Source organism: Streptomyces sp. NPDC052301 (assembly GCF_044593395.1).
GTDB lineage: Bacteria > Actinomycetota > Actinomycetes > Streptomycetales > Streptomycetaceae > Streptomyces.
The window spans coordinates 184,620-209,922 of sequence record NZ_JBIUBE010000016.1 but is presented as its reverse complement, the minus strand read 5'-3'; the positions used below and the strand labels follow the sequence as shown (position 1 = coordinate 209,922).

Annotated in this window: 23 protein-coding genes; 9 read left to right on the top strand and 14 right to left on the bottom strand. The window is 71.0% G+C overall.

The window, feature by feature from the left end:
* Both ACIHEJ_RS34595 and ACIHEJ_RS34590 read left to right on the top strand, forming a co-directional pair.
* Positions 1-279, top strand: a 279-nt coding sequence (locus tag ACIHEJ_RS34595; RefSeq protein ID WP_400141571.1) for a hypothetical protein, incomplete at its 5' end; no start/stop codon positions are given.
* Between the two features lie 532 nt (positions 280-811).
* On the top strand, positions 812-3,388 hold the full coding sequence (locus ACIHEJ_RS34590) for an ATP-binding protein (protein WP_400141580.1): 2,577 nt from the start codon (positions 812-814) through the stop codon (positions 3,386-3,388).
* Positions 3,389-3,404: 16 nt separating this feature from the next.
* On the opposite strand, the gene ACIHEJ_RS34585 is transcribed toward ACIHEJ_RS34590, so the two are convergent.
* From ACIHEJ_RS34585 to ACIHEJ_RS34530, 12 genes are all read right to left on the bottom strand, one after another.
* The gene (locus ACIHEJ_RS34585) at positions 3,405-4,004 is read right to left on the bottom strand and encodes a hypothetical protein (protein ID WP_400141570.1); all 600 of its coding nucleotides are present in this window, start codon (positions 4,002-4,004) and stop codon (positions 3,405-3,407) included.
* A 184-nt stretch (positions 4,005-4,188) separates the two neighbouring features.
* Positions 4,189-5,046 (bottom strand): zinc metalloprotease HtpX, encoded by an 858-nt coding sequence (htpX, locus tag ACIHEJ_RS34580; protein ID WP_400141569.1) that lies wholly within the window; start codon positions 5,044-5,046, stop codon positions 4,189-4,191.
* 200 nt (positions 5,047-5,246) lie between these two features.
* Positions 5,247-6,770, bottom strand: coding sequence for an NADH-quinone oxidoreductase subunit N (locus ACIHEJ_RS34575; RefSeq protein WP_400141567.1), 1,524 nt, complete (start codon positions 6,768-6,770; stop codon positions 5,247-5,249).
* Positions 6,767-8,341 (bottom strand): NADH-quinone oxidoreductase subunit M, encoded by a 1,575-nt coding sequence (locus ACIHEJ_RS34570; protein ID WP_400141566.1) that lies wholly within the window; start codon positions 8,339-8,341, stop codon positions 6,767-6,769. Before ACIHEJ_RS34570 ends, ACIHEJ_RS34575 begins: the two co-directional genes overlap by 4 nt.
* Positions 8,342-8,347: 6 nt before the next feature.
* Positions 8,348-10,342, bottom strand: a complete 1,995-nt coding sequence (locus tag ACIHEJ_RS34565; protein WP_400141564.1) for an NADH-quinone oxidoreductase subunit L — start codon at positions 10,340-10,342, stop codon at positions 8,348-8,350.
* Positions 10,339-10,713, bottom strand: coding sequence for an NADH-quinone oxidoreductase subunit NuoK (gene nuoK / locus ACIHEJ_RS34560; protein ID WP_400141562.1), 375 nt, complete (start codon positions 10,711-10,713; stop codon positions 10,339-10,341). The genes ACIHEJ_RS34565 and nuoK overlap by 4 nt, the downstream gene beginning before the upstream one ends.
* On the bottom strand, positions 10,713-11,333 hold the full coding sequence (locus ACIHEJ_RS34555; protein ID WP_400141560.1) for an NADH-quinone oxidoreductase subunit J: 621 nt from the start codon (positions 11,331-11,333) through the stop codon (positions 10,713-10,715). The genes nuoK and ACIHEJ_RS34555 overlap by 1 nt, the downstream gene beginning before the upstream one ends.
* Positions 11,330-11,881 (bottom strand): NuoI/complex I 23 kDa subunit family protein, encoded by a 552-nt coding sequence (locus ACIHEJ_RS34550; RefSeq protein WP_400141559.1) that lies wholly within the window; start codon positions 11,879-11,881, stop codon positions 11,330-11,332. Before ACIHEJ_RS34550 ends, ACIHEJ_RS34555 begins: the two co-directional genes overlap by 4 nt.
* Positions 11,882-11,883: 2 nt before the next feature.
* Entirely contained in the window at positions 11,884-12,852 is a 969-nt protein-coding gene (locus tag ACIHEJ_RS34545; protein WP_400141557.1) for an NADH-quinone oxidoreductase subunit H, read from the bottom strand.
* Positions 12,849-14,165, bottom strand: a complete 1,317-nt coding sequence (locus tag ACIHEJ_RS34540) for an NADH-quinone oxidoreductase subunit C (RefSeq protein WP_400141555.1) — start codon at positions 14,163-14,165, stop codon at positions 12,849-12,851. Before ACIHEJ_RS34540 ends, ACIHEJ_RS34545 begins: the two co-directional genes overlap by 4 nt.
* Positions 14,162-14,758: an NADH-quinone oxidoreductase subunit B gene (locus ACIHEJ_RS34535; protein WP_400141553.1), complete on the bottom strand. Its 597-nt coding sequence runs from the start codon at positions 14,756-14,758 to the stop codon at positions 14,162-14,164. Before ACIHEJ_RS34535 ends, ACIHEJ_RS34540 begins: the two co-directional genes overlap by 4 nt.
* Entirely contained in the window at positions 14,749-15,222 is a 474-nt protein-coding gene (locus ACIHEJ_RS34530) for an NADH-quinone oxidoreductase subunit A (protein ID WP_400141552.1), read from the bottom strand. The genes ACIHEJ_RS34535 and ACIHEJ_RS34530 overlap by 10 nt, the downstream gene beginning before the upstream one ends.
* Positions 15,223-15,389: 167 nt before the next feature.
* Between ACIHEJ_RS34530 and ACIHEJ_RS34525 the strand changes: the two genes are divergently transcribed.
* From ACIHEJ_RS34525 to ACIHEJ_RS34505, 5 genes are all read left to right on the top strand, one after another.
* Positions 15,390-16,607, top strand: a complete 1,218-nt coding sequence (locus ACIHEJ_RS34525; RefSeq protein WP_400141550.1) for a sensor histidine kinase — start codon at positions 15,390-15,392, stop codon at positions 16,605-16,607.
* Positions 16,608-16,734: 127 nt separating this feature from the next.
* Positions 16,735-18,081 carry a sensor histidine kinase gene (locus tag ACIHEJ_RS34520; protein WP_400141548.1) on the top strand — a complete coding sequence of 449 codons (1,347 nt, stop codon included), beginning with the start codon at positions 16,735-16,737 and terminating at the stop codon, positions 18,079-18,081.
* A 181-nt stretch (positions 18,082-18,262) separates the two neighbouring features.
* Complete coding sequence (locus ACIHEJ_RS34515) at positions 18,263-18,922, top strand: LuxR C-terminal-related transcriptional regulator (RefSeq protein WP_400141579.1); 660 nt, start codon at positions 18,263-18,265, stop codon at positions 18,920-18,922.
* A gap of 337 nt (positions 18,923-19,259) precedes the next feature.
* On the top strand, positions 19,260-21,188 hold the full coding sequence (locus tag ACIHEJ_RS34510) for a 2-oxoacid:acceptor oxidoreductase subunit alpha (protein ID WP_400141546.1): 1,929 nt from the start codon (positions 19,260-19,262) through the stop codon (positions 21,186-21,188).
* The gene (locus tag ACIHEJ_RS34505; RefSeq protein ID WP_400141544.1) at positions 21,181-22,242 is read left to right on the top strand and encodes a 2-oxoacid:ferredoxin oxidoreductase subunit beta; all 1,062 of its coding nucleotides are present in this window, start codon (positions 21,181-21,183) and stop codon (positions 22,240-22,242) included. Before ACIHEJ_RS34510 ends, ACIHEJ_RS34505 begins: the two co-directional genes overlap by 8 nt.
* Positions 22,243-22,259: 17 nt before the next feature.
* Here ACIHEJ_RS34505 and ACIHEJ_RS34500 read toward each other — a convergent pair whose 3' ends face one another.
* Positions 22,260-22,664: a winged helix-turn-helix transcriptional regulator gene (locus tag ACIHEJ_RS34500; RefSeq protein ID WP_400141543.1), complete on the bottom strand. Its 405-nt coding sequence runs from the start codon at positions 22,662-22,664 to the stop codon at positions 22,260-22,262.
* A 100-nt stretch (positions 22,665-22,764) separates the two neighbouring features.
* Between ACIHEJ_RS34500 and ACIHEJ_RS34495 the strand changes: the two genes are divergently transcribed.
* Together ACIHEJ_RS34495 and rarD are read left to right on the top strand one after the other, a co-directional pair.
* Positions 22,765-23,619 (top strand): SDR family oxidoreductase, encoded by an 855-nt coding sequence (locus tag ACIHEJ_RS34495; protein WP_400141541.1) that lies wholly within the window; start codon positions 22,765-22,767, stop codon positions 23,617-23,619.
* A gap of 114 nt (positions 23,620-23,733) precedes the next feature.
* Positions 23,734-24,684, top strand: a complete 951-nt coding sequence (gene rarD / locus ACIHEJ_RS34490) for an EamA family transporter RarD (RefSeq protein ID WP_400141539.1) — start codon at positions 23,734-23,736, stop codon at positions 24,682-24,684.
* Positions 24,685-24,720: 36 nt separating this feature from the next.
* On the opposite strand, the gene ACIHEJ_RS34485 is transcribed toward rarD, so the two are convergent.
* Positions 24,721-25,254 (bottom strand): YbhB/YbcL family Raf kinase inhibitor-like protein, encoded by a 534-nt coding sequence (locus tag ACIHEJ_RS34485; protein ID WP_400141537.1) that lies wholly within the window; start codon positions 25,252-25,254, stop codon positions 24,721-24,723.
* Positions 25,255-25,303: the final 49 nt, after the last annotated feature.

Here is a 25,303-nt window from a genome sequence, read left to right as displayed (position 1 = left end):
GCCCCCGCCGTTGTTGTTGTTATTGTTGTTGTTGGTCCCGCCCCGGCCGTTGTTGTTGTTATTGTTGTTGTTGGTCCCGCCCCGGCCGTTGTTGTTGTTGTTATTGTTGTTGTTCCCGCCCCGGCCGTTGTTGTTGTTATTGTTGTTGTTGTTCCCGCCTCCGCCGTTGTTGTTGTTATTGTTGTTGTTACCTCCGGTGTCGCTCGGCGCCGTAGCGTGAGTCCCTGTCGGCGTCGGAGCTGCGACGGCGGACGACGGTGCCAGGGCGACGCCTCCTGACGCCAGAGCAGCCGATGCGGCTATCAGGGCCGCGCGCTTTGCATACCTGTTCGACATGGTGATTTCTTTCCGATGGGTGTGGACCGTGCCGTTGCGCAGTCCATCTCGGTTGCGGTGTATTCGTAGCGAATGCACCGCCTGGTCGGACCCCGAATGATTCCCACTGAGCCATCCGCTTGATCTGATGGCTGGATCACGCACCTGTCACTCCGGCCGCTCAGTCTTCCGGAACCGCGTGGCTGTGGGTTTCCCTGCCAGCCTCATTCCGTAAGCGCGGGATAGGCGTCCTTCTCGGCGAGCACCGGTCGGAACCCGCGAACTCGGAGTACCGGGATCTGAACTCAGCATGCCCGGCCCCGGTCAGGGGTACATCGGGCGCGCACCCCAAGTTCCACCCCTGCACACCCCAGATCCCACGCCCGCGCCCCCCACAGCACCCCCGGTTCCCTACCGACCACCCCACCAGCCGACCGGCCTTGATCAGTCGTGGATCTTTTGCGCGGCTCCGGCCACGGAGGGAAACTGGCAGGTGATGGACCTGATAGAGCGAGAGGCTGTGCTCCAGGACCTCGCCGGTCACCTGCAGGCCGCGGTGAACGGCCCTGGGCGCCTGGCCCTTGTCCGCGGCGAGGCTGGCGTCGGCAAAACGGCTGTCGTCCACCGTCTCGCCCAGTTGGCCGATCCCCACATCCGGGTCTTGATCGGCGCCTGCGACCCGCTGGCCACACCCCGTCCCCTTGGCCCCCTGCTGGACCTGGCCCCGCGCCTGGGCCCGGCGGTGCGCACCGCCCTCACGGACACCAGCCGTTCCGACGAGGTCTTCGACTGCCTGCTCGCCGACCTGAGCACCTATCCCAGCCTGCTCGTCGTGGAAGACGTCCACTGGGCCGACGAGGCCACGATGGACCTGCTGTGTTACCTGGCTCGGCGCCTGCCGAGCGTTCCCGCACTGGTACTGGCCACCTACCGCGACGACGAGGTCGGCCGTACCCACGACCTGAACGCTCTCCTCGGCACCCTGGCCGGCTATTCGTGGGTGTGCCGCCACGACCTGGCCCCTTTGAGCCGCAGGGCCGTGGCCCGGCTGGCCACCGGACACGCCGTCGACGCCGAACAGCTGTACCGCGTCTCCGCCGGCAATCCGTTCATCGTCACCGAGATCCTGGCCGCCCCTGCCGAGGCCATCCCGGCAACGGTGCGCGAGACCGTGGCCGGCCGCTTGGCAGGACTGTCGGCCGCGGCGCGCATGGTGGTCGACGTACTGGCCGTCCTGGGGCTGAGGGTCCCGCTCGCGCTGCTGACCGACATCGTGCCGAACTCGGAGGAGGCGCTCGACGAGGCCGTGGCCTGCGGAATCGTACGCACCGACGGACAGGTGACCGAGTTCCGCCACGAGCTGACACGGCTGGCGGTGCTGGAGGCCGTCCCCGCCCCCCACCGTCTGCGGGTGCACCGGCAGGTGCTGGAGGCGATGCGGTCCCGCCCGGTCGCCGCGGATGATCTGGCGCTGCTGGCCGATCACGCCGAGGGCGCCGGCGATCCGACGGCCGTGTTGGAATACGCGCCCGCAGCGGCCCTCCACGCCGCCGCCCTGGGCGCGCACCGGGAAGCCGCCGCCCAGTACGCCCGCGCCCTGCAGTACGCCGACCGCCTGCCGCCCGGTCAACAAGCCTCTCTGCTGGAGGGCCACTCCCAGGCCTGTCTCCTGTCCAGCCGACTGGACGAGGGAGTCGCTTCCCTCCGTACGGCGGTCAGGCTGCGCCGTGGCCTGGGTGACCGGCTGCGCATGGGGGAGGACATGCGCTGGCTGTCGTGCTCACTGTGGCCGACCGGGCGGACGGTCGAGGCCAGACAGACCGGTCTGGATGCGGTCCGGGTGCTGGAAGAGCTGGCGCCGAGCCGGGAGCTGGCCAGGGCGTACCTGAACCTCTGCCAGCTGGCCTGTTACGAGCATGAAGGGACGGCGGTGACCGCCGCCCACGCCCAGAACGCGATCGCTCTGGGTGAGCGCTTCGGTGATGCGGGCGTGCTCGTCCAGGCACGCTTCCATGCCGCGGCGGCACGCATGCTGAGCGAAGGGTCCGGCTGGGAGGAATGCGAACAGGCGGTGTCCGGCGCGATGGACCAGGATCTGCCGGTGGACGCGGGGTTCATGGCGCTCAACATGTGCTGGTTGGCAGCACTGCAGCGGGATACCGCCCGGACGACCGCGGCCGTGAGCCGGGCGGAAGCCTACTGTCTCGACCGCGACCTGCTGACCTACCTGCTGTGCACGCGCGCGTGGGGCAGTTGGGGGCTGCTGAACCGGGGCTTGTGGCGCGAGGCCGCCGATGCCTCACAGAAGGTGCGGTCCCATCCCAGCGCACCACCGGTCGTCCAGGCCCTGGCCACGACCGTCATGGGTCTGGTGCGGGCCCGCCAGGGCAGGTCCCAGGTGTGGCCGCTGCTGGAACAGGCGGCGAGCCTGGTCGACTCGAACTGTCTGCTGGACACGGGCCTGGGCCGGGAGGCCCGTGTCGAGGCGGCCTGGCTCGCCGGTGGGCACGAACTGGTGCAGGCGGAGGCAGAACGCTGCCTGGCCACCTTGGCGAACCGTACCCATCCCTGGCTGTCCGGGCCCTTGGCCTGTTGGATCCGCCGCGCGGGAGGAGAACCCCCGCAGGTGCCGGCGGCCGGGCCCTACGCGCTGGAGCTGGCGGGCGACTGGGCCGGCGCCGCGGCACTGTGGGACAGCCTCGGCTGCCCCTACGACGCCGCGCTCGCCCGCCTGTCGGGCGACGCACCCGCGCTGCGCCAGGCCCTGGCCGCCTTCGAGGCCCTCGGCGCCCGGCCGGCCGTGGCTCGCACCCGCACGCTGATGCGGGCCCGCGGTGTCCGCCCGGTCCGGCGTGGCCCGCGGGCGGCCACCCGAGCCAATCCGTACGGGCTGACCAACCGGGAGATGGACGTCCTGAAACTGCTGAACGAGGGCCTGTCGGATGCCGAGATCTCCGCCCGCCTCTACATCAGCCCCAAGACCGCCGGGCATCACGTGGGCGCGGTACTGAGCAAACTCGGCGTGCACACCCGGCACGAAGCCGCCCGGAAAATCCACCATCCCGAACGCTGACAGGGCTCCGCGACGATCAACTGAAGTTGCAGTTGATGTTCTGGTTGCCGGAGAAGGAGTTGTTCCCCTGTGCGGTCTGCCCCCTCGGGGAACAGATCTGAAGGAGGGGCGGAACTCCCAGGAGCGAGAGCAGGCCCGCGCTGCCTTCAGCCGCGCCGCTGGCCCCGCCGCTGGCCCCGCCGCTGGCCGCGCCGCTGGCCCCGCCGCTCGTGAGGATGTTGTTGTTGTTGGTGGTGTTGTTGGTGTTGTTGTTTCCGTTGTTGTTGTTATTATTGTTATTATCCGGACCGCCGGGGTTCTGGTTGTTATTGTTGTTGTTATTGTTGTTGGTGGTGCTCTCGGACGAACCCCCGCTTCCCGAGCCTCCGGAGTTCCCGGATCCGCCCATGCTCTCGGAGTCGCCCGTGTGTCCGGGGCCCCCCGTGTTTCCTGAGTCGCCCGTCTTTTCGGAGCCGTCCGTGCCCCCTCCCATCTGGTACGGGAGGTGCAGCAGCGACGTGACACCGAGCCGTGACAGGAGTCCCCCGTCGCCTTGAGCCTGAGCGGCTCCGGCGCCGAGGAGAACCGCCGCGACGGCAGCGGTGCTGATCGCGGCGAACCGCTTGGTGAGCTTCACTCGACCAACCTTTCGTCATCCCTGCGCGGAATTCTCACGGGAAAGGATGACGGGGGCGGGATTGATCAATCATCAGGCGCGCTGCGGTATCATCTGATTTCGCCCGTACAGCCTCAGGACTTCATTCGGCTCATTCATTCGGAGGCTGTACAGGATGGGTTTCACCGGATACCGGGCTTCACCGTCAGCCGCCCGCCATCTTCTCGAGCCGGGCGATGCGTTCCGCCATCGGCGGGTGCGTGGAGAACATCTTCGACAGTCCCTGACCCGCGCGGAAGGGGTTGGCGATCATCATGTGGCTCGCCGTCTCGATCCGGGGCTCGGGCGGCAGCGGAAGCTGCTGGGTGCCCGTCTCGAGCTTTCTCAAGGCGCCGGCGAGGGCCAGCGGGTCGCCGGTGAGCTGGGCGCCCGAGGCGTCCGCCTCGTACTCCCGGGAGCGGCTGATCGCCAGCTGGATCAGGGACGCGGCGAGCGGGCCCAGGATCATGATCAGGAGCATGCCGAGCAGGCCGGGGCCGTCGTCGTCGTCCGAGCGGCCGACGGGAATGAGCCAGGCGAAGTTGACCAGAAACATGATCACCGAGGCGAGGGCTCCGGCGACCGAGGAGATCAGGATGTCCCGGTTGTAGACGTGGCTCAGCTCGTGACCGATGACGCCGCGCAGCTCGCGCTCGTCCAGCAGGCGCAGGATGCCCTCGGTGCAGCACACGGCCGCGTTGCGCGGGTTCCGGCCCGTCGCGAACGCGTTGGGGGCCTCCGTCGGTGAGATGTACAGCCGGGGCATGGGCTGGCGGGCCTGCGTGGACAGCTCGCGCACCATCCGGTACAGCCCCGGGGCCTCGAACTCGCTGACCGGGCGGGCGCGCATCGCGCGGAGCGCCAGCTTGTCGCTGTTCCAGTACGCGTACGCGTTCGTGCCCAGCGCGATCAGCACCGCCACGATCAGCCCCGTACGGCCGAAGAAGCTGCCGATGACGATGATGAGTGCGGACAGTCCCCCGAGGAGTACTGCGGTCCTGAGCCCGTTGTGCCGGCGGTGCACGGTACGCCCTCCAAGTCGTGCAGCTGGGGAACACTTTCGTCCAGTGGACCCTCCCGCCTGTGACAACGCCAGGCGGCATCCGTGAGTTCCCTGGTCCCTGCGGCGGCGCCGGTCGGCCGTACGGGTGACAGGCCCTTAAGGCCGTACGCGCGCGTGGGGCCACGGGTGCCTCACGCGCGCGCTGCGAGTCGTACGAGTGCTCAGAACAGCCCGGTGGCCGCGAAGCGCAGGACCAGCTGGGGTGCTCCGGACAGGACGACGCCGAGGACCCCGGTGAGGGCCAGGGCGGCCGTGAGGGGCGCGGGGACACGGTGCCGTGCGGGCTCGCCCTCGGGGGCGCGGAACAGCAGGGCCGTCCACTGCAGGTAGTAGAAGAGCGCGATCACGACGTTGACGGCCATGACGACCGCGAGCCAGCCGAGGCCCGCGTCGACGGCGACGGAGAACACGGTGACCTTCGCGAACAGGCCGATGATGCCCGGCGGCAGCCCGGCCAGGCACAGCAGGAAGAACGCCAGGAGGAGCGCGGTGAGCGGGTTGCCGGCGTACAGGCCTCGGTAGTCGCTGATCCTGTTCAGCGTCCGGCTGCGGCCCACCAGGGCGACCACCGCGAAGGCTCCGAGGTTCACGGCGGCGTACATCAGGGCGTACGCGACCGTCGAGCCGATCGCCTTCTGAGGGGCCTTCGTGTAGCCGGCGGCGGCGATCGGTACGAGGAGATAGCCGGCCTGGCCCACCGAGGACCAGGCGAGCAGTCGTACCGCGCTGTACGCGCGCGTGGCCTGCTGGCGCAGGGCGCCGACGTTGCCGACGGTCATGGTGAGCGCGGCCAGGGCGGCGAGGGCCGGCCCCCAGACATCGGCGTACGACGGGAACGCGACGACGGTGACGAGGATCAGACCGGAGAAGCCGACCGCCTTGCCGACGACCGACAGGTAGGCGGCGACGGGCACGGGTGCGCCCACGTAGGTGTCGGGCACCCAGAAGTGGAAGGGCACGGCGGCCGTCTTGAAGGCGAAGCCGACGAGGGTGAGGACGACTCCGGTCTGGGCGAGGGTGTGCAGCTGCCCGTCCACGTGGGTCAGGCGCTGGGCGACCTGGGTGAGGTAGAGGGTGCCGGTGGTGGCGTAGACGAAGCTGATGCCCATCAGGCTGACCGCGGTGGCGGTGACCGAGGACAGGAAGAACTTCAGGGCGGCCTCGGAGGACCGCTTGTCGCCGTGCCGGATGCCGACGAGGGCGAAGGCGGGCAGGGAGGCGACCTCCAGGGCGACGATCAGGGTGGCCAGGTCGCGGGAGGCGGGCAGCAGGGCGGCGCCGGCCGCGGAGGAGAGCAGCAGGAACCAGAACTCGCCGGCCGGGACCCGCCGCCGCTCGTCGTCGAGGTTCGTGACCGACAGCAGGGCCGCGAGCAGGGCACCGCCCAGGGCCAGGAACTGGATGACGAGGGTGAAGGTGTCCGCGGTGTAGCTGCACGCGCGCGTGCTGCCGGTCAGGCAGAAGGTGCTGCGGTCGCCGTCCAGGAGCGGCAGCAGCATCAGGGCGGCGACGGCCAGTCCCGCGACCGAGATCCAGCCGAGGACGGCCTTCCTGGCCTCGGGCAGGAACAGGTCCGCGACGAGGACGACGAGCGCCACGACCGCGGCGACGGTGGGCGGAGCGATGGCGAGCCAGTCCACGGACTGGACCACCGGCGCGGCAAGCGGCTGGGCCAGGGCGCTCATCGGGTGCCTCCTGCGAGGAGCTGCTGCACGGCCGGGTCGGTCAGGCCGAGCAGGGCCCTCGGCCACAGCCCGGCGACGACGGTCAGGGTGACGAGCGGGGTCCACGCGGCGAACTCGTACCCGTGGACGTCGGCGAGCTTCGGGACTTCCTGCTCCACACCGCCCATGCAGACGCGGCGGACCACGATCAGCATGTACGCGGCCGTCAGCAGGGTGCCGAACGCGCCGATCGCCATGAAGGTGAGGAAGGCCGGCCGGCTGAGGTCGGCGGCGGGCTCGAACGAGCCGAACAGCGCCAGCATCTCGCCCCAGAACCCGGCGAGGCCGGGCAGGCCGAGCGAGGCGACGGCGCCGAAGGCGAGCAGGCCGCCGAGGCGCGGTGCCTTGCCGTAGAGCGCGGCGCCCGTCTTGTCCGCGAGGGTGTCGAGGTCGGTGGTGCCGGTGCGGTCCTTGAGCGCGCCGACCAGGAAGAAGAGCAGGCCGGTGATGAGGCCGTGGGCGATGTTGGCGAACAGGGCGCCGTTCACGCCGGTCGGGGTCATGGTGGCGATGCCGAGCAGGACGAAGCCCATGTGACCGACGGAGGAGTAGGCGATCAGGCGCTTGAGGTCGCCCTTGGCACCCTGCTTGGCGAGGGCCAGACAGGCCAGGGACCCGTAGATGATCCCGACCACGGCGAACGCGGCGAGGTACGGCGCGAAGGTGTGGAAGCCGTGTGGAGCGATCGGCAGCAGGATCCGGACGAACCCGTACGTACCCATCTTCAGCAGGACACCGGCCAGCAGCACCGAGCCGACGGTCGGCGCGGCGGTGTGGGCGTCGGGCAGCCAGCTGTGCAGCGGCCACATCGGCGTCTTCACCGCGAGTCCGATCCCGATCGCCAGCACGGCGATGACCTGCACGGATGCGGTCAGCGAGCGGCCGTTGTCAGTGGCGAGTGCCACCATGTCGAATGTGCCCGCCTTGATTCCGATCAGGAGCAGGCCGAGCAGCATGACCACGGAGCCGAGCAGCGTGAACAGGATGAACTTCCACGCGGACCGGGTCCGGCCCTCGCCGCCCCAGCGGGCGATGAGGAAGTACATCGGGATGAGCACCATCTCGAACGCGAGGAAGAACAGCAGCAGGTCGAGGACGGCGAAGGTCGCGAGGGTGCCGGACTCGAGCAGGAGCAGCAGCGCGACGAACGCCTTCGGGGAGCCGCCCGCGGGCGGCTTGAAGTAGGAGTACAGCGCGCAGAGGAAGGTCAGCAGCGCGGTCAGGACGACGAGGGGGAGGGAGATGCCGTCGATGCCGAGGTGGATCCGCACGTCGAGTGCGGGGATCCAGCTGATGTCGGTCGTGGCCTGCATCTTCGACGGGTGGTCGTGGTCGAAGCCGAGCGCGAGGACGATCGCGGCGATGAGGATCGCGCCGGTCACGGTGACACCGTGCCGGAGCACGGCCTGCTCGGGCGACTTCCCCTTCAGTCCGGGCGGCGCGGGCAGGAGAGCGGCGACGGCACCGAGGAGCGGGCCGACGACGACGAATGCCAGGAGGAACTGCATCACGGACTCGTTGATATCGATCACGCCTGCTCACGCTCCCGTGGCGACGAGGACGACGGCGACCGCCAGGACGACGGTGCCGGCGAGCAGCGCGCTCACATAGGTCTGCACATTGCCGGTCTGCGCCCGCCGTACGGCGGCCCCGAGCAGCCGGGGCAGGGCGGCGGCGCCACGTACGTAGGTGTCGACGACCTCGCTGTCGAGGAACCGGACGAGACTCGCTCCGGCCTGGACCGGGCGGACGAAAAGCGCCGAGTACACGGCGTCCAGGTGGAAGCCGGCGGCCGCGTGCCGGTGCAGCGGGCCGAGCAGCAGCCGCCCGGGGTCGGCCGGGTCGGGGGCGTAGGCGATGTCGCCGTACGCCGGCTCGTGGGTGGCGATGGCCTCCGCCTCGACCAGCCCGGCGTCGCCCTCGGGATGGGCGGCGACGGCACCGAGCGGGGCGCGGGCGGCGAGCGCGGTGGTGCGCTGCCAGGCACCGTAGGTGAGCAGCCCGCCGACCAGGGCGAGACCGGTGCCGAGGATGGAGGTGAGGAGCGTCGGGGTCAGGTCCCGGCCGTCGAACCAGCCGGGCAGCGAGCGGTAGGCGAACCCGCCGAAGGCCAGGGACGGGACCGCGAGGACCCAGAGCACCACGGTCATCGTCAGCGGCTGGCGGCCGTGGTCGGGGGCCTCTGCGCCCCGGCCGCGGAAGGCCAGCAGCCACAGCCGGGTCGCGTAGGCGGCGGTGAGCAGGGCGGTGACCAGACCGGCGACGAGCACGATCCAGCCGGCGGCGCCGGGCACGTGCAGGGTGTGGCCGTCGGCCGCTTGCTCGGCGGCGCCGAGGACGGACTCCTTGGAGAAGAAGCCGCTGAAGGGCGGGATCGCGGCGAGCGCGAGCAGCGCCACGGTCATCGTCCAGTAGGCGTCCGGGATGCGGTCGCGCAGGCCGTGCATGCGGGACATGGCGGCCAGCGAGTTGGTGCCGGCCGCGTGGATGATCACGCCGGCCGCGAGGAAGAGGAGCGCCTTGAAGGCGCCGTGGGACAGGAGGTGGAAGACGGCGGCACCGCGCTCGCCGACGGCGAGGGCACCGGTCATGTAACCGAGCTGACCGATCGTCGAGTAGGCGAGGACGCGCTTGATGTCGTCCTGGGCGAGCGCGGCCAGACCGGAACCGGTCATGGTCACGGCGGCCATGACGGCGAGGACCAGCATCGCGGCCTGGGAGGCCTCGAAGACCGGGAGGAGACGGGCGACGAAGTAGACACCGGCGGCGACCATCGTCGCGGCGTGGATCAGCGCCGAGACGGGCGTGGGGCCCGCCATCGCGTCCGGGAGCCAGGTGTGCAGCGGGAACTGCGCCGACTTGCCCGCCACACCCGCGAGCAGCAGCAGGGCGACCACGGTGGGGTGGTGCAGGTTGCCGCTTGCGACGGCGCCGAGGACGCGCGTGATCTGGAACGAGCCGGCGTCGGTGGCCAGCGCGAACAGGCCGATGAGGAACGGCACGTCGCCGAGCTTGGTGACCAGGAACGCCTTCAGGGAGGCGGCGCGGGCCTCGGGGGTCTCCCAGTAGTGGCCGACCAGGAAGTAGGAGCAGATGCCCATGACTTCCCAGCCGACCAGCAGCACGATCAGGTCGCCGGAGTAGACGACCAGGAGCATCGCGGAGGTGAACAGGGAGACGAGAGCGGCGTACGAGGGGTAGCGCGGGTCGTCGCGCAGGTAGCCCGTCGAGTAGATCTGCACGCAGGACGCGACGAAGGCGACCAGGACGGCGACGAGCGCGGCGAAGCCGTCGATGTGCAGGGACAGCTCGATCGGCACGGACCCGGTGGGCGTCAGCTGGGTGTGGGCGTCGACGGCCCGGCCGCCGCCCTGGTGCACGGCGACCAGCGCGGCCAGTACCAGGGAGGCCAGCGGCGGCAGTACGGCGAGCGGGCGGACGAACCCGGGAGCGGTACGGCCGAGCAGCAGGCCGGCCGTGGCGCCCAGGAACGGCAGGGCGGGGACGAGGACGGCGAGGGTGGTCGTGGTCACGCGGTGGCCTCAGCCTTCTCGGCCGCGGCGGAGTCGGGGCCCTCGGTCTCGGGGCCCTCGGCGGTGTCGCGGAGCTTGTCGATGTCGGAGGTGCCGCGGTTGCGGTGGACGGCGAGCACGATCGCCAGGCCGATGCCGATCTCGGCGGCGGCGATGGCGATGGTGAACAGGGTCAGCGCCTGACCGGAGTGCAGGGTCTCCCGGGCGGCCCGGCTGAGCCAGACGTCGAAGGCGACCAGGTTGAGGTTGACGGCGTTGAGCATCAGCTCGACCGACATCAGGACCAGGATCGCGTTGCGGCGGGCGAGGACGCCGTACAGGCCGGTGCAGAAGAGGAGGGCGGAGAGTACCGCGGGATAGGCGAGGTGCATCAGCGCGCGCCTTCCTTCTCGGCGGGTGCGTCCACGGCGGCAGGGCTGCCGGGGTCGGCCGCGTCCGCCTTCGCCTTGCGGGACAGCACGATCGCGCCGACCAGGGCCGCGAGGAGGAGCACGGACAGGGCCTCGAAGGGCAGCACCCAGTTCCGGAACAGGCTCTCGCCGGTGACCCGGGTGGTGCCGGCGGCCGGTCCGTCCAGGTCGATCCAGGTGGCGCGGAAGGCGTCGACGACCACCCACACCAGGGCGACGGCGGCGGCCACCGCGACGGCGAGGGCGGCCCAGCGGTTGCCGGAGTCGGCGTCCGGGGAGCGGCCGATGGGGGCCTTGGTGAGCATCAGACCGAACAGGAGGAGCACGACGACGGAGCCGACGTAGATCAGGACCTGCACCCAGGCGATGAACTCGGCCGTGAGCAGCAGGTACTCCACAGCGAGGCCTCCGAGGGCGACCACCAGCCACAGGGCGGCGTGCACCAGCTGGCGGGTGGTGACGGTGATCAGGGCCGCGCCGAAGGTGACCAGGCCGACGAGGAGGAAGGCGATCTCGACGCCGGTCGGGGACAGGAAGCCGGGCGGGGCCGCGGCGAGGTTCACGGTGGAGGCGAGGCTCATGACGCGCCCTCCTGCGGCTCGGCCTGCGCGGCCGCCAGCTTCTCGGCGGTCTTGCGGGCGGCGGCGATCTCCTTCGCTTCCTCCGCGGCGGGGTCCAGGGCGGGCGGGGCCGGCACGGTCCACATCCACTCGCGGAGCTTGTCGCGCTCATGGGTGAGGTCGCGGATGTCGGTCTCGGCGTACTCGAACTCCGGGGACCAGAACAGCGCGTCGAAAGGACACACCTCGATGCAGATACCGCAGTACATGCACAGGGAGAAGTCGATCGCGAACCGGTCGAGGACGTTGCGGCTGCGTTCACGGCCGCCGGGGGCCGCGGGCGGCACTGTCTCCTTGTGGGAGTCGATGTAGATGCACCAGTCCGGGCACTCGCGGGCGCACAGCATGCAGACGGTGCAGTTCTCCTCGAACAGGCCGATCACTCCGCGGGTGCGGGGCGGCAGTTCGGGCAGGACGTCCGGGTACTGCTCGGTGACGGTCTTCTTCGTCATCGTGCGCAGGGTGACGGCCAGGCCCTTGGCGAGGCCGGAGCCGGGGATGGGGGCCATGGTTAGCTGATCACCACCTTGACGATGCCGGTGAGGGCGATCTGGGCGAGGGAGAGGGGGACGAGGAGGGTCCAGGCGAGCTTCTGGAGCTGGTCCTCACGCAGCCGCGGATAAGTGACGCGGAGCCAGATGACGACGAAGGCGAGGATCGCCGTCTTCAGTAGGGTCCACAGCCAGCCGATGCCGTCGGCGCCCCACGGGCCGTGCCAGCCGCCCAGGAAGAGGACGGTGGTCAGGCCGCACAGGACGACGATGCCGGCGTACTCGGCGAGCAGGAAGAGCGCGAAACGCAAGCCCGTGTACTCGGTGTAGGCGCCGAAGATGATCTCCGAGTCGGCGACCGGCATGTCGAACGGCGGGCGCTGCAGCTCGGCGAGCCCGGCGACGAAGAAGACGACGGCACCGACGATCTGCCAGGGCACCCACCACCAGTGGAAGGCGTGCAGGATGCCGGGCAGGGAGACCGTGCCCGCGGCCATCGCGACCGACGCCGCCGTCAGCAGCATCGGGAGTTCGTAGGCGAGCAGCTGGGCGGCCGTGCGCAGACCGCCGAGCAGGGAGAACTTGTTCGCGCTGGCCCAGCCGGCCATGAGCGAGCCGAGCACTCCGACGCCCATCACCGCGAGCACGAAGAACACGCCCGCGTCGACGACCTGGCCGACCGCGCCCTCGCTCGGGCCGATCGGGACGGCGAGCAGCACGAGGAGGTACGGCAGCAGGGCCACGGCGGGAGCCAGCTGGAAGACACGGCGGTCGGCGCCGGCCGGGACGACGTCCTCCTTCTGCGCGAACTTCACGCCGTCCGCGATGAGCTGGGCCCAGCCGTGGAAGCCGCCCGCGTACATCGGCCCGAGCCGGCCCTGCATGTGGGCCATGACCTTGTGCTCCGTCTGGCCGACGATCAGCGGGAAGGTGAGGAAGACGACGAAGACGACCAGGAGTCGCAGGGCGACGTCCAGCGCGTCGTTCACTGCGGGCCTCCTGTGGGGTCTTCGTGGGTGTCGTCGGGAGAGTCGGCGCTTCGGCCGGGTTCAGGTTCTTCGGTCTCTCGGGCTTGCCCGGGTTCCGGCTCGTCGAAGGCCGGGCGGGCGTGGTGCCAGGGGGCGTCCGAGCTGCGCGGGGCCGGGCTCCGGCGGGCGGGCCGGGCGGCGCCGTCCTCTTCCGGGGCCTCGGCCGGGGCCTGTTCGGCCGGGAGCTGCTGCGCCGGCTCGGCCGGGGCCTGTGCCGCGGGTTGGGCCGAGGCTTCCTGCGGCGGCTGGACCGGGGTCGGTTCCGCCGGCTCGGCCGGGGTCGGCCGTGGCGGCTGGGGTCGCTGCGAGGCCGAGCCCTCCGAGGCGCTGCGGGCGCGGCGTGGGCGGGCCGGCGCCGGGCCGGGCTCGTGGGCCACGGAGGCCTCGGCGGCCGGGCCCTGTGCCGCCGCCTGGCTCGCGTCGCCCTCGGCCGCGGCCTGCTTCCGCTCCGCCGCGTCCTGAGGAGCCGCCGTCTGGCTCACCGAGCCCTCGCTCGCGCTCCGCATCCGACGCGGCCGCGCACCGGCACCGGCCGCAGCATCAGCACCAGCACCAGTGGCCTCGCCCGCCTGGGCGGTCTGGCTGGCGGAGCCCTCCGCCGCCGTGCGGGTGCGCCGTACCGGACGTTCCCCGGCCGCGCGGGCCGGGCGTTCGCCCGCCGCGCGCCCTGCCGCTCGCGCCGGGCGGGCCGGGGCAGGGGGCAGCTGGCCCTTCAGCGGGCCCCACTCGTTGGGGTCCGGCACGCCCGGGGGCAGCATCTGGCGGCGCTTCGGGCCGCCGTGGTCGGACTCGCCCGGCTCCTTGGCGCCGGGCCAGGCCTTGGCGACACGGGCGGCGAGGACGAAGTCCTTGCGGAGCGGGTGGCCCTCGAAGCTCTCGGGAAGCAGCAGGTGCTCGAGCCCCGGGTGGCCCTCGAAGCGGACGCCGAACATCTCGTGGGTCTCGCGCTCGTGCCAGGCGGCGCCCGCGTAGACGCCGACGGCGGAGGGCAGCGTCGGCGCGTCGTGCGGGACCGTCGTACGGACCAGGAGGCGGCGGACGGGGTGCAGGGCGGCGACGTGCGCCGAGACGCGGAAGCCCGTGCCGGGTTCGTCGACCGCGCTCAGCCAGTCGAAATAGGTGCAGGACAGGGTCGTACGGGCGGTCTCCAGGGCGGTGAGCCAGGAGGACGGCGGTACGTCCACGGTCAGGACGTCGTACGACTCCTCGGCCGTGGCCTGCGCGCCGAAGAGTTCCTCGGCGGGGGCGGGCAGCCAGCCTGCGGCGGCGCTCATCGGGCCTCCCCCTCGCCGGCCGGGGCCGGGGGCTTGACCAGGTCGCTGGTCAGGGCGGCGGCGGACGGCCGGTGGGCGCCGTACCGCTCCCCCAGCGACTCGCGGGCGATCTTCTCCTGGAGCTTGAGGATGCCCTGGAGCAGAGCCTCGGGGCGCGGCGGGCAGCCGGGTACGTACACGTCGACCGGGATGATCTGGTCGACGCCCTTGGTGACGGAGTACGAGTCCCAGTACGGTCCGCCGCAGTTGGAACAGGCGCCGAAGGAGATGACGTACTTCGGTTCGGGCATCTGCTCGTACAGGCGCTTCACGGCCGGTGCCATCTTGTCCGTCACCGTGCCCGAGACCACCATCAGGTCGGCCTGCCGGGGACCCGGCGCGAACGGGATCACGCCGAGCCGGATGAAGTCGTGGCGGGCCATCGACGCGGCGATGAACTCGATCGCGCAGCAGGCGAGGCCGAAGTTGAAGACCCAGAGCGAGTAGCGGCGGCCCCAGTTCAGCACCACCTTCATCGGCTCGGGGGCCAGGCGGGCCAGGGCGCCGAGCCGCTTGGGCTCCGGCAGGTAAACGGGATCCGGGGTCACGTCCATGCCAGGACGCCCTTCTTGTATGCGTACAGCAGGCCCACGGCGAGGAAGCCGAGGAAGACGAACATCTCCACGAGGGTCGTCGCGCCGTAGCCGGGGGCGGCGAAGACCGTGGCCCAGGGGAACAGGAAGATCGAGTCGACCGCGAAGATCACGTAGAGGAAGGCGTAGACGTAGTAGCGGACCTGGGTGTGCGCCCAGCCCTCGCCGACGGGGTCGACGCCGCACTCGTAGGTCAGGAGCTTCTCCGGGGTCGGGACGACCGGGCGCAGCAACCGGCCGGCACCGAACGCGACCGCGACGAACAGCACGCCGATGAGGGCGAGCAGCCCGACCACCGAGTAGGACCGGAAGTATCCGGCCGCGATGACGTTCGCCGCGGCGACCGTCGACTCCCCCAACGTCTCCCGCACCGTCGTCCCTCGCTCCCTGACCTCGTGACCTTGGTGAACTCTGTGATGCAACATGATTCGAGGATCTGTACGCACGGGAGTCTAGGCCCTGATAAAGAACTGGTAAGCAGCCCGTCACGGCGTGAGACAGCCGGAGCCGGTGGGGGTGGGGATTTCCCCCGCCGGCGGAGGGCGGCGTACCGCATGGCGCGAAGGGTGCCGGTCACGGCAGGCTGACCGTCATGACCGCTTCCCGCCCCGCCGCCGACCGGACCGACGGCACCGGCCTGACCGACGGCACCGACCGGACCGACGGCGCCGACCGCCTGCCTCCGCCCCGGTTCGCCTACGACGCGCACACCTGGAAGGAGATCGCGCATCTCCTGCTGAACCTGCCGGTGACGGTGTTCGGCTTCGTGTACGCGCTCACGGTGCTGGTCACCGGCGGAACCCTCAGCATCACGGCGATCGGCCTGCCGCTGCTCGCGTGCTCCCTGCTCGGTGCCCGGCAGCTGGGGAAGCTGGAGCGCGCCCGCGCCCGGTGGCTGCTCGGGGTGCGGGTGGAGGAGCCGACGCCGCTGCCGCTCGCCAGGGGCGGCGGACTGCTGCAGCGGCTGTGGATGGCGCTGAAGGACCCGGTGGGCTGGCGGACGCTGCTGTACGACCTGATCCGGCTGCCCTGGGGCGTTCTCACCTTCTGCACCGTGCTGACCTCGCTGTTCGTGCTGTGGCCGGTGCTGCCGTACCTCGCGCGGGGCCTGGCGAACATGGACCGGGCGATGGTGCGCGGGCTGCTGTCGCCCTCCGACGAACTCGAACGCCGTATCGCCGAACTGGAGTCTGACCGCGGGGTCGTGGTGGACACGGCAGCCGCCGACCTGCGGCGCATCGAGCGGGATCTGCACGACGGGGCGCAGGCCCGGCTGGTCAACCTGGCCATGGGGCTCGGCCTGGCCAAGGAGAAGCTGCTGGAGGACCCCGACGCGGCCGCGGCGATGGTGGACGAGGCGCACGGCGAGGTGAAGCTGGCTCTCCAGGAGCTGCGCGACCTCGCCCGGGGCATCCATCCGGCGGTGCTGACCGACCGCGGCCTGGACGCGGCCCTGTCCTCCGTCGCCTCCCGCTGCACGGTGCCGGTGAAGGTCACCGTGGACCTCCGGGCGCGGCCGGCCGCGGCCATCGAGGGCATCGCCTACTTCACGGTCTCCGAGCTGCTGCAGAACATCAGCAAGCACAGCGGTGCGCGGGCCGCGTCGGTCGACGTGTGGCGTGCGAGGGACCGGCTGCTCATCCAGGTGCGGGACGACGGCGGCGGGGGTGCCCGGCTGGACGGGGGCAGCGGCATGCGGGGCCTCGCGGACCGGCTGGGCGCGGTGGACGGCCTGTTCGTGGTCGACTCACCGGTCGGCGGCCCGACGGTGGTCACCGCGGAGCTGCCCTGGCGGGACCGGCAGGAGTAGCCCCGCGGGGTGGGGAAAACCCCCCGTCCAGGACGCCGACGGACTCCATGGCCCGGGGCGGCGCCGCGCACGACCCTGGACGTACGGCTGAAGCGCCGCTGGAACGACGAGAACGGGACGGCATTCGATGGCCACGGAGTACGGACACGGGTACGGGCGGGAGCAGGGGCGGCCCTCCGGAACCGGCTACCGACCGCACCGGTTGCCCGCCGCGCTGCGGGCGCCGGTGGAGGCGCGCAGCTGGCGGGAGTTCGGCTATGTCCTGCTGGGCCTGCCGATCGCGACGGTGCTGTTCAGCTGGACGGTGACCATGGTGTCGCTCGGCGCGGGTCTGCTGGTGACGTTCCTCGGCGTCCCGGTGCTCGCGGCGGCGCTCGCGAGCTGCCGGGGCTTCGGGTCGCTGGAGCGGGCGCGGGCGCGCGGGCTGCTGCGGCTGGAGGTGGCCGAACCGGAGCCGCTGCGGATGTCCAAGCCGGGCGCGCTCGCCTGGATGGGCGCGGTCCTCAAGAGCGGCGCCTCCTGGCGGAGCCTGCTGTACGCACTGCTGCAGTTCCCCTGGGCGGTGTTCTCGTTCTCGGTGGCGGTGACCTTCTGGTCGTTCGGCTGGACGATGCTGACGTACCCCCTGTGGTTCTGGGTGTTCCCGATGTACGGCGGCCAGGGCGGCCTGCAGTTGTACGGTGACGAACACCACAGGATCTATCTCGACAACCCGTTCGAGATCACCGTGACCGCGCTGGTCGGGCTGCTGTTCACGCTGGCCACGCCGTGGCTGATCCGGGCCCTGACGACCGTGGACGGGCTGATGGTGCGCGGGCTGCTCGGGCCGTCACCGCTGTCGGCACGGGTGGTGGAGCTGGAGTCGGACCGGGGGGTGGTGGTCGACACGGCCGCCGCCGACCTGCGGCGCATCGAGCGGGACCTGCACGACGGCGCACAGGCCCGGCTGGTCAGCCTGGCCCTGGATCTGGGGCTGGCGAAGGAGAAGCTCCGCGAGGATCCGCAGACGGCGGCACGGATGGTGGAGGAGGCGCACGGCGAGGTGAAGACGGCGCTGCAGGAGCTGCGTGACCTGGCCCGGGGCATCCATCCGGCGGTGCTGACCGACCGCGGCCTGGACGCGGCCCTGTCCGCGGTCGCCTCCCGCTGCACGGTGCCGGTGAGGGTGGAGGTCGACCTGCCGGCCCGGCCGGCGCCTGCCATCGAGGGCATCGCCTACTTCACGGTCTCCGAGCTGCTGCAGAACATCAGCAAGCACAGCCGCGCCCGGTCCGCCTCCGTCGACGTGTGGCAGGCGGAGGACCGGCTGATGCTCCAGGTGATGGACGACGGAGCGGGCGGCGCGGACGTCTCCCGCGGCTCGGGTCTGGCCGGACTGGCCGGACGCCTGGACGCGGTGGACGGCGTCCTGGTCGTCGACTCCCCGGCCGGCGGCCCCACCCGGGTGATCGCCGAACTGCCCTGGCGGACCTGACCCGCCCCCCGGCCCCGCCGGTGCCCGCCTCCCCCGAACCGGCCCCGCCCCAGCCGCTGTTTCCCCGGCGCGGCGGCGGGCCGGGGCGAATGCTGGAATGCTGGACGTTCGTACGGACGCACGGACGGACGGGCGTCGTCAGAGATCGGGCACGGGGGGCCGGAAGATCGTGGAGGACAGGGTGCGGGTGGTCATCGCCGAGGACTCAGTGCTGCTCAGGGAAGGCCTGACCCGGCTGCTGACCGACCGCGGGCACGAGGTGGTGGCCGGTGTCGGCGACGCGGAGGCGTTGGTCAAGACCGTCGCCGACCTGGACGGGCAGGGCACGCTGCCGGACGTGGTGGTGGCGGACGTGAGGATGCCGCCGACGCACACCGACGAGGGCGTACGGGCGGCCGTGGCGCTGCGCAAGACGCATCCGGGGCTCGGGGTGCTGGTGCTGTCGCAGTACGTGGAGGAGCGTTACGCCACCGAACTGCTGGCCGGTTCCAGCCGGGGCGTGGGCTATCTGCTCAAGGACCGGGTCGCGGACGTACGGGAATTCGTCGACGCGGTGGTGCGGGTGGCCGGGGGCGGGACGGCGCTGGACCCCGAGGTGGTCGCGCAGCTGCTCGGCCGCAGCCGCAAGCAGGACGTGCTGGCGGGTCTCACCCCGCGCGAGCGCGAGGTGCTGGGGCTGATGGCGGAGGGCCGCACCAACTCGGCGATCGCCCGCCAGCTGGTGGTCAGCGACGGAGCCGTGGAGAAGCACGTCAGCAACATCTTCCTCAAGCTCGGCCTGGCCCCGAGCGACGGGGACCACCGGCGGGTGCTGGCCGTCCTCACGTACCTGAACTCGTGACGTGCCCCCCGCCGGCGTAGCCGGGGGTACCCGGATGCCGGGGAGCGAAGAAAGCCAGAAGGCGTCCAGGAACGTACATGTAGACAGAGGGAAACGACGCGACGAGCCGGCGGAGCGGAGAAAACCGGAGAGAACCCGGGAACGCGCGGGGAGCGCCTTGATCGGCGCTTGAGAGATGCGCGCCATGATGGGAGCCAGCGCGACAAGGCCGTCTCGAAACGCTGTCCAATCCGTGGATGGCCTCGGGAAGGCGACCCTAACCGACGTAGGGTTGATCCTGGGATGGTCCGTGGGACGACCACGCCCCGGACAGCCGCCTCGAAGGAGGTCCAGTTCAGTGACCAGCCAGGTCAGCAGCCCAGCGGAGCAGACCGACGGAACCGTCGTAGGAGAACAGCGCAAACCGGGCGGCGCGAAGGACGTGCGGCGCCTGGACCGGGTGATCATCCGTTTCGCGGGGGACTCGGGTGACGGTATGCAGCTCACGGGTGACCGGTTCACCTCGGAGACCGCGTCCTTCGGCAACGACCTTTCCACCCTGCCGAACTTCCCCGCCGAGATCCGCGCCCCCGCCGGCACCCTGCCCGGCGTCTCCTCGTTCCAGCTCCACTTCGCCGACCACGACATCCTCACCCCCGGGGACGCGCCGAACGTGCTGGTCGCGATGAACCCGGCCGCGTTGAAGGCGAACATCGGTGATCTGCCGCGCGGCGCCGAGATCATCGTGAACACGGACGAGTTCACCAAGCGCGCGCTGCAGAAGGTGGGCTACGAGGCATCCCCGCTGGAGGACGGCTCGCTCGACGGCTACAGCCTCCACCCGGTGCCGCTGACCACATTGACGGTGGAGGCGCTGAAGGAGTTCGACCTCTCCCGCAAGGAGGCCGAGCGCAGCAAGAACATGTTCGCGCTGGGCCTGCTGTCCTGGATGTACCACCGGCCCACCGAGGGCACCGAGAAGTTCCTTAAGTCGAAGTTCGCGAAGAAGCCGGAGATCGCCGAGGCGAACATCGCCGCGTACCGCGCGGGCTGGAACTTCGGGGAGACGACGGAGGACTTCGCGGTCTCCTACGAGGTCGCTCCGGCCGCCAAGGCCTTCCCCGTCGGCACCTACCGGAACATCTCCGGGAACCTGGCCCTCGCCTACGGCCTGGTCGCGGCCTCGCAGCAGGCGGATCTGCCGCTGTTCCTGGGCTCGTACCCGATCACGCCCGCCTCGGACATCCTGCACGAGCTGAGCAAGCACAAGAACTTCGGTGTGCGGACCTTCCAGGCGGAGGACGAGATCGCCGGGATCGGCGCGGCGCTGGGCGCGGCTTTCGGCGGCTCGCTCGCGGTGACCACCACTTCGGGTCCCGGTGTCGCGCTCAAGAGCGAGACGATCGGTCTCGCGGTCTCCCTGGAGCTGCCGCTGCTGGTCGTCGACATCCAGCGCGGCGGGCCGTCCACGGGACTGCCGACCAAGACCGAGCAGGCGGACCTGCTGCAGGCGATGTACGGCCGCAACGGCGAGGCGCCGGTCCCGGTGGTCGCGCCGATGACCCCGGGGGACTGTTTCGACGCCGCCCTGGAGGCGGCCCGGATCGCGCTGACCTACCGGACCCCGGTCTTCCTGCTCTCCGACGGCTATCTGGCCAACGGCTCCGAGCCGTGGCGGATCCCGGACCTGGACGAGCTGCCGGACCTGCGGGTGCAGTTCGCGCAGGGCCCCAACCACACTCTGGACGACGGCACGGAGGTCTTCTGGCCGTACAAGCGGGACCCGCAGACCCTCGCCCGGCCGTGGGCGATCCCGGGCACCCCGGGCCTGGAGCACCGCATCGGCGGCATCGAGAAGCAGAACGGCTCGGGCAACATCTCCTACGACCCGGCCAACCACGACTTCATGGTCCGCACCCGCCAGGCCAAGGTCGACGGCATCGCGGTCCCGGACGTCGAGGTCGACGACCCGCACGAGGCGAAGACCCTGGTCCTGGGCTGGGGCTCGACGTACGGCCCGATCACGGCGGCGGTACGGCGGCTGCGGAGAGCCGGCGAGTCCATCGCACAGGCGCACCTGCGCCACCTCAACCCCTTCCCCCGGAACCTGGGTGAGGTGCTGGGACGGTACGACAAGGTGGTGATCCCCGAGATGAACCTCGGTCAGCTCGCCACCCTGATCCGGGCGAGGTACCTGGTCGACGCCCGCTCCTACAACCAGGTCAACGGCATGCCGTTCAAGGCGGAACAGCTCGCCGCGGCGCTGAAGGAGGCCATCCATGACTGACGCCGGCAACGCGCTGCTGCAGCTGGTCCCCAAGGCCGAGGCCAAGCAGTCGATGAAGGACTTCAAGTCGGACCAGGAGGTGCGCTGGTGCCCGGGCTGCGGTGACTACGCGATCCTCGCCGCCGTGCAGGGCTTCATGCCCGAGCTGGGCCTGGCGCGCGAGAACATCGTCTTCGTCTCCGGCATCGGCTGCTCCTCCCGTTTCCCGTACTACATGAACACCTACGGGATGCACTCCATCCACGGCCGCGCCCCGGCCATCGCCACCGGCCTGGCGTCCTCGCGCCGGGACCTGAGCGTGTGGGTGGTGACCGGTGACGGTGACGCGCTGTCCATCGGCGGCAACCACCTGATCCACGCCCTGCGCCGCAACGTCAACCTGAAGATCCTGCTGTTCAACAACCGGATCTACGGTCTGACGAAGGGCCAGTACAGCCCCACCTCGGAAGTCGGCAAGATCACCAAGTCGACGCCGATGGGCTCCCTGGACGCCCCCTTCAACCCGGTGTCGCTGGCGATCGGCGCGGAGGCGTCCTTCGTCGCGCGCACGATCGACTCCGACCGCAAGCATCTGACCCAGGTGCTGCGCGAGGCCGCCGACCACCCGGGCACGGCCCTGATCGAGATCTACCAGAACTGCAACATCTTCAACGACGGTGCCTTCGACGCCCTGAAGGACAGGGAACAGGCCCAGGAGGCGCTGATCCGCCTCGAGCACGGGCAGCCGATCCGGTTCGGCCCCGACGCCTCGCGCGGTGTCGTACGGGACCGGCAGACCGGTGATCTGCGGGTGGTGACGGTGACGGCGGAGAACGAGGCGGACATCCTGGTGCACGACGCGCACTCCGCGTCGCCCACGACGGCCTTCGCGCTGTCCCGGCTGGCCGACCCGGACACCCTGCACCACACCCCGATCGGCGTGTTCCGTTCGGTGCGACGGCCGGTCTACGACACGGCGATGGCCGAGCAGCTCGACACCGCGATCGAACAGCGCGGCAAGGGCGATCTGGCCGCGCTGCTGGCCGGCGGGGACACCTGGACGGTCGTCGGCTGAGTCCGTCCACCGTGTGACTACGAGGCCCGGGACTGGATTTCCCGGGCCTCGTCGTATGCCTGGCGGGCGGCGAGCACGTCGTCCATGCGCTGCTCGGTCCACCGCGCCAGCGCTTGCACCTGCTCCGCAGCCTCACGGCCCAGTCCGGTCAGGGAGTAGTCGACGCGCGGCGGGATGACGGGCTTGGCGTCGCGGTGGACGAGGCCGTCGCGCTCCAGGGTCTGGAGGGTCTGGGCGAGCATCTTCTCGCTGACGCCCCGGCCGCCGAGGCCGCTGATCGCCCGGCGGAGTTCGCTGAAGCGATACGGACGGTCGAGGAGCTGGATCAGCACCAGCACGCCCCAGCGGCTGGTGACGTGCTCGATGACCAGGCGATGGGGGCACATGGCCTCGCCGTCGCCCTGAAAACCACTTACCACCATGTGGGTACCTTACTTGAAAGTGGGTACTTTCCTTAAGTTAGCGCCAATCCTAGGGTGAGTGTCATACACAGACACAAGACCCACAAGGAGTGGTCGACCCATGAGCATCGTCGTCACCGGAGCCACCGGGCACCTCGGCCGGCACGTCGTGGAGCAGCTGCTGGAGAAGGTTCCGGCGGAGCGGATCACCGCCGTCGTACGGAACGAGGCGAAGGCCGCCGACCTCGTGGCCCGCGGCGTGAAGCCGGCCGTGGCCGACTACAACGTGCCCGAGACCTTCGACCACCTGTTCGCCGCCGGCGACAAGGTGCTGCTGATCTCCGGCAACGAGTTCGACAAGGGCCGGGTGCGGCAGCACCAGGTCGTCATCGACGCGGCGAGGGCGGCGGGCGTGGCGCTGCTCGCGTACACCAGCGCCCCCGGCACCCTGACGGCCGCGCTGGCCGACGACCACCGGGCGACCGAGGAGGTGCTGCTCGCCTCCGGGCTGCCCTACAGCCTGCTGCGCAACGGCTGGTACCACGAGAACTACACCGAGAACCTGGCCCCGGTGCTGGAGCACGGTGCGGTCGTCCAGGCCGCCGGTGACGGGCGGATCTCCTCGGCCTCCCGCGCCGACTACGCCGCCGCCGCGGTGGCGGTGCTGACCGGCGAGGGGCACGAGAACACGACGTACGAACTGGGCGGCGACGAAGCCTGGGACTTCGCCTCGTACGCGGCCGAGCTGAGCCGGCAGACCGGCAGGGAGATCGTCTACAACCGCGTCTCCGTGGAGGCCTACGCCGGCATCCTGTCCGGCGCCGGACTGCCGGGGCAGCTGGCCACGATCCTCGCCGGTGTGGACGTCTCCGTGGAGAAGGGCGAGCTGGTCGTCACCTCCGGCGACCTGTCCCGCCTCATCGGCCGCCCGACCACCCCGCTGGCGGAGGCCGTCACCGCCGCGCTCAAGGGCTGACCTCTCCCTCGCATCCCGGCTGTCATGACCGTATGGCGATACGGGCATGACAGCCGGGGGTGCTCGGCGCTACCTTCGTTCCCGCGCGCGTGGGTGCGACGAGAAGGAGGGGCCGTGGCCGAGACATCCAAGGGTGAGCACCGAATAGGCCTGCTGAACGGCTTCGCCGCCTATGGCATGTGGGGGCTGGTCCCCCTGTTCTGGCCGCTGATGAAGCCCGCCGGGGCGATGGAGATCCTCGCCCACCGCATGGTGTGGTCCCTGGTCTTCGTCGCCGTGGCCCTGCTCTTCGTACGGCGCTGGGCCTGGGCGGGACAGCTGCTGCGCCAGCCCCGCAGGCTCGGGCTGGTCGCCGTGGCCGCGGCCGTGATCACCGTGAACTGGGGCATCTACATCTGGGCCGTGAACGCCGGCCATGTGGTCGAGGCCTCCCTCGGGTACTTCATCAACCCGCTGGTGACCATCGCGATGGGCGTGCTGCTCCTGAAGGAGCGGCTGCGGCCCGTGCAGTGGGCGGCGGTCGCGACCGGCTTCGCCGCCGTGCTCGTGCTGACCGTCGGCTACGGCCGCCCGCCGTGGATCTCCCTCTGCCTCGCCTTCTCCTTCGCCACCTACGGCCTGGTGAAGAAGAAGGTCGGCCTCGGCGGGGTGGAGTCGCTGGCCGCCGAGACCGCGATCCAGTTCCTGCCCGCGCTCGGCTATCTGCTGTGGCTCGGTGCGCACGGCGGGTCCAGCTTCGTGAACGACGGCGCCGGGCACGCGGCCCTGCTCGCCTCCACCGGCGTCGTCACCGCGCTGCCGCTGGTCTGCTTCGGCGCGGCGGCCATCCGCGTGCCGCTGTCCACGCTGGGCCTGCTGCAGTACCTGGCCCCCGTCTTCCAGTTCCTGCTCGGCATCCTCTACTTCCACGAGGCCATGCCGCCCGAGCGGTGGGCCGGGTTCGCGCTGGTCTGGCTGGCGCTGTTCCTGCTCACGGGGGACGCGCTGCGCGCCACGAGGAGGCCGCGGGGGCCGATCGCCGTGCCGCGGGTGCAGAAACCGGACGCCGCTGCCGTGGACGTCTGAACGGCCGCGGCGCCGCACCCGGGTCGCAGGCCGCGCTCAGACGGCGGCCGGGACGGCGTACTCGGCGATCAGCTGGGCCCGGGCCAGGGTGTGGAAGCGCAGGTGGAAGCCGACCACGGCGGGTGAGGCGTCGGCGTCGGGACCGAGGTGTTCCTGGTCGACGGCGTGGACGGTGAACACGTAGCGGTGGCGTTCCCCCTCGGGCGGCGCGGCGCCCCCGAAGTCCCGGGTGCCGTAGTCGTTGCGGGCGTGCACGGCCCCGGTGGGCAGTCCCGCGGATCCGGCGCCGCCCGCGCCCCGGGGCAGCTGTGTGGTCCCGGCCGGCAGGTCGAACAGCACCCAGTGCCAGAACCCGCTGCCGGTCGGCGCGTCGGGGTCGAAGCAGGTCACCGCGAAACTCCGGGTCCCGGACGGGAAGCCCTCCCAGCGCAGGTGCGGGGACAGGTTGGCGCCGGCCAGCGTCTGGTCGTCGGCGAGCAGCGCCCCGGGCGCGATGTCGTCGCTCACCACCGTGAACGACGGCACCGGAGGCAGGAATTCATGGGGAAGCGGCGGCCTTCTGTCGGTCACGGCACGTCCTCGGGAGTCGGGATTTCCTTTCAGGGCAATTGAAGGGTTC

Bases quoted from the DNA above. Each gene is read 5' to 3' on its own strand.
- ACIHEJ_RS34590 (WP_400141580.1), top strand. From the start codon at position 812: ATGGACCTGATAGAGCGAGAGGCTGTGCTCCAGGACCTCGCCGGTCAC.
- ACIHEJ_RS34575 (WP_400141567.1), bottom strand. From the start codon at position 6,770: ATGAGCGCCCTGGCCCAGCCGCTTGCCGCGCCGGTGGTCCAGTCCGTG.
- nuoK (WP_400141562.1), bottom strand. From the start codon at position 10,713: ATGCACCTCGCCTATCCCGCGGTACTCTCCGCCCTCCTCTTCTGCACC.
- ACIHEJ_RS34555 (WP_400141560.1), bottom strand. From the start codon at position 11,333: ATGAGCCTCGCCTCCACCGTGAACCTCGCCGCGGCCCCGCCCGGCTTC.
- ACIHEJ_RS34550 (WP_400141559.1), bottom strand. From the start codon at position 11,881: ATGGCCCCCATCCCCGGCTCCGGCCTCGCCAAGGGCCTGGCCGTCACC.
- ACIHEJ_RS34540 (WP_400141555.1), bottom strand. From the start codon at position 14,165: ATGAGCGCCGCCGCAGGCTGGCTGCCCGCCCCCGCCGAGGAACTCTTC.
- ACIHEJ_RS34535 (WP_400141553.1), bottom strand. From the start codon at position 14,758: ATGGACGTGACCCCGGATCCCGTTTACCTGCCGGAGCCCAAGCGGCTC.
- ACIHEJ_RS34530 (WP_400141552.1), bottom strand. From the start codon at position 15,222: ATGTTGCATCACAGAGTTCACCAAGGTCACGAGGTCAGGGAGCGAGGG.
- ACIHEJ_RS34525 (WP_400141550.1), top strand. From the start codon at position 15,390: ATGACCGCTTCCCGCCCCGCCGCCGACCGGACCGACGGCACCGGCCTG.
- ACIHEJ_RS34520 (WP_400141548.1), top strand. From the start codon at position 16,735: ATGGCCACGGAGTACGGACACGGGTACGGGCGGGAGCAGGGGCGGCCC.
- ACIHEJ_RS34505 (WP_400141544.1), top strand. From the start codon at position 21,181: ATGACTGACGCCGGCAACGCGCTGCTGCAGCTGGTCCCCAAGGCCGAG.
- ACIHEJ_RS34500 (WP_400141543.1), bottom strand. From the start codon at position 22,664: ATGGTGGTAAGTGGTTTTCAGGGCGACGGCGAGGCCATGTGCCCCCAT.
- ACIHEJ_RS34495 (WP_400141541.1), top strand. From the start codon at position 22,765: ATGAGCATCGTCGTCACCGGAGCCACCGGGCACCTCGGCCGGCACGTC.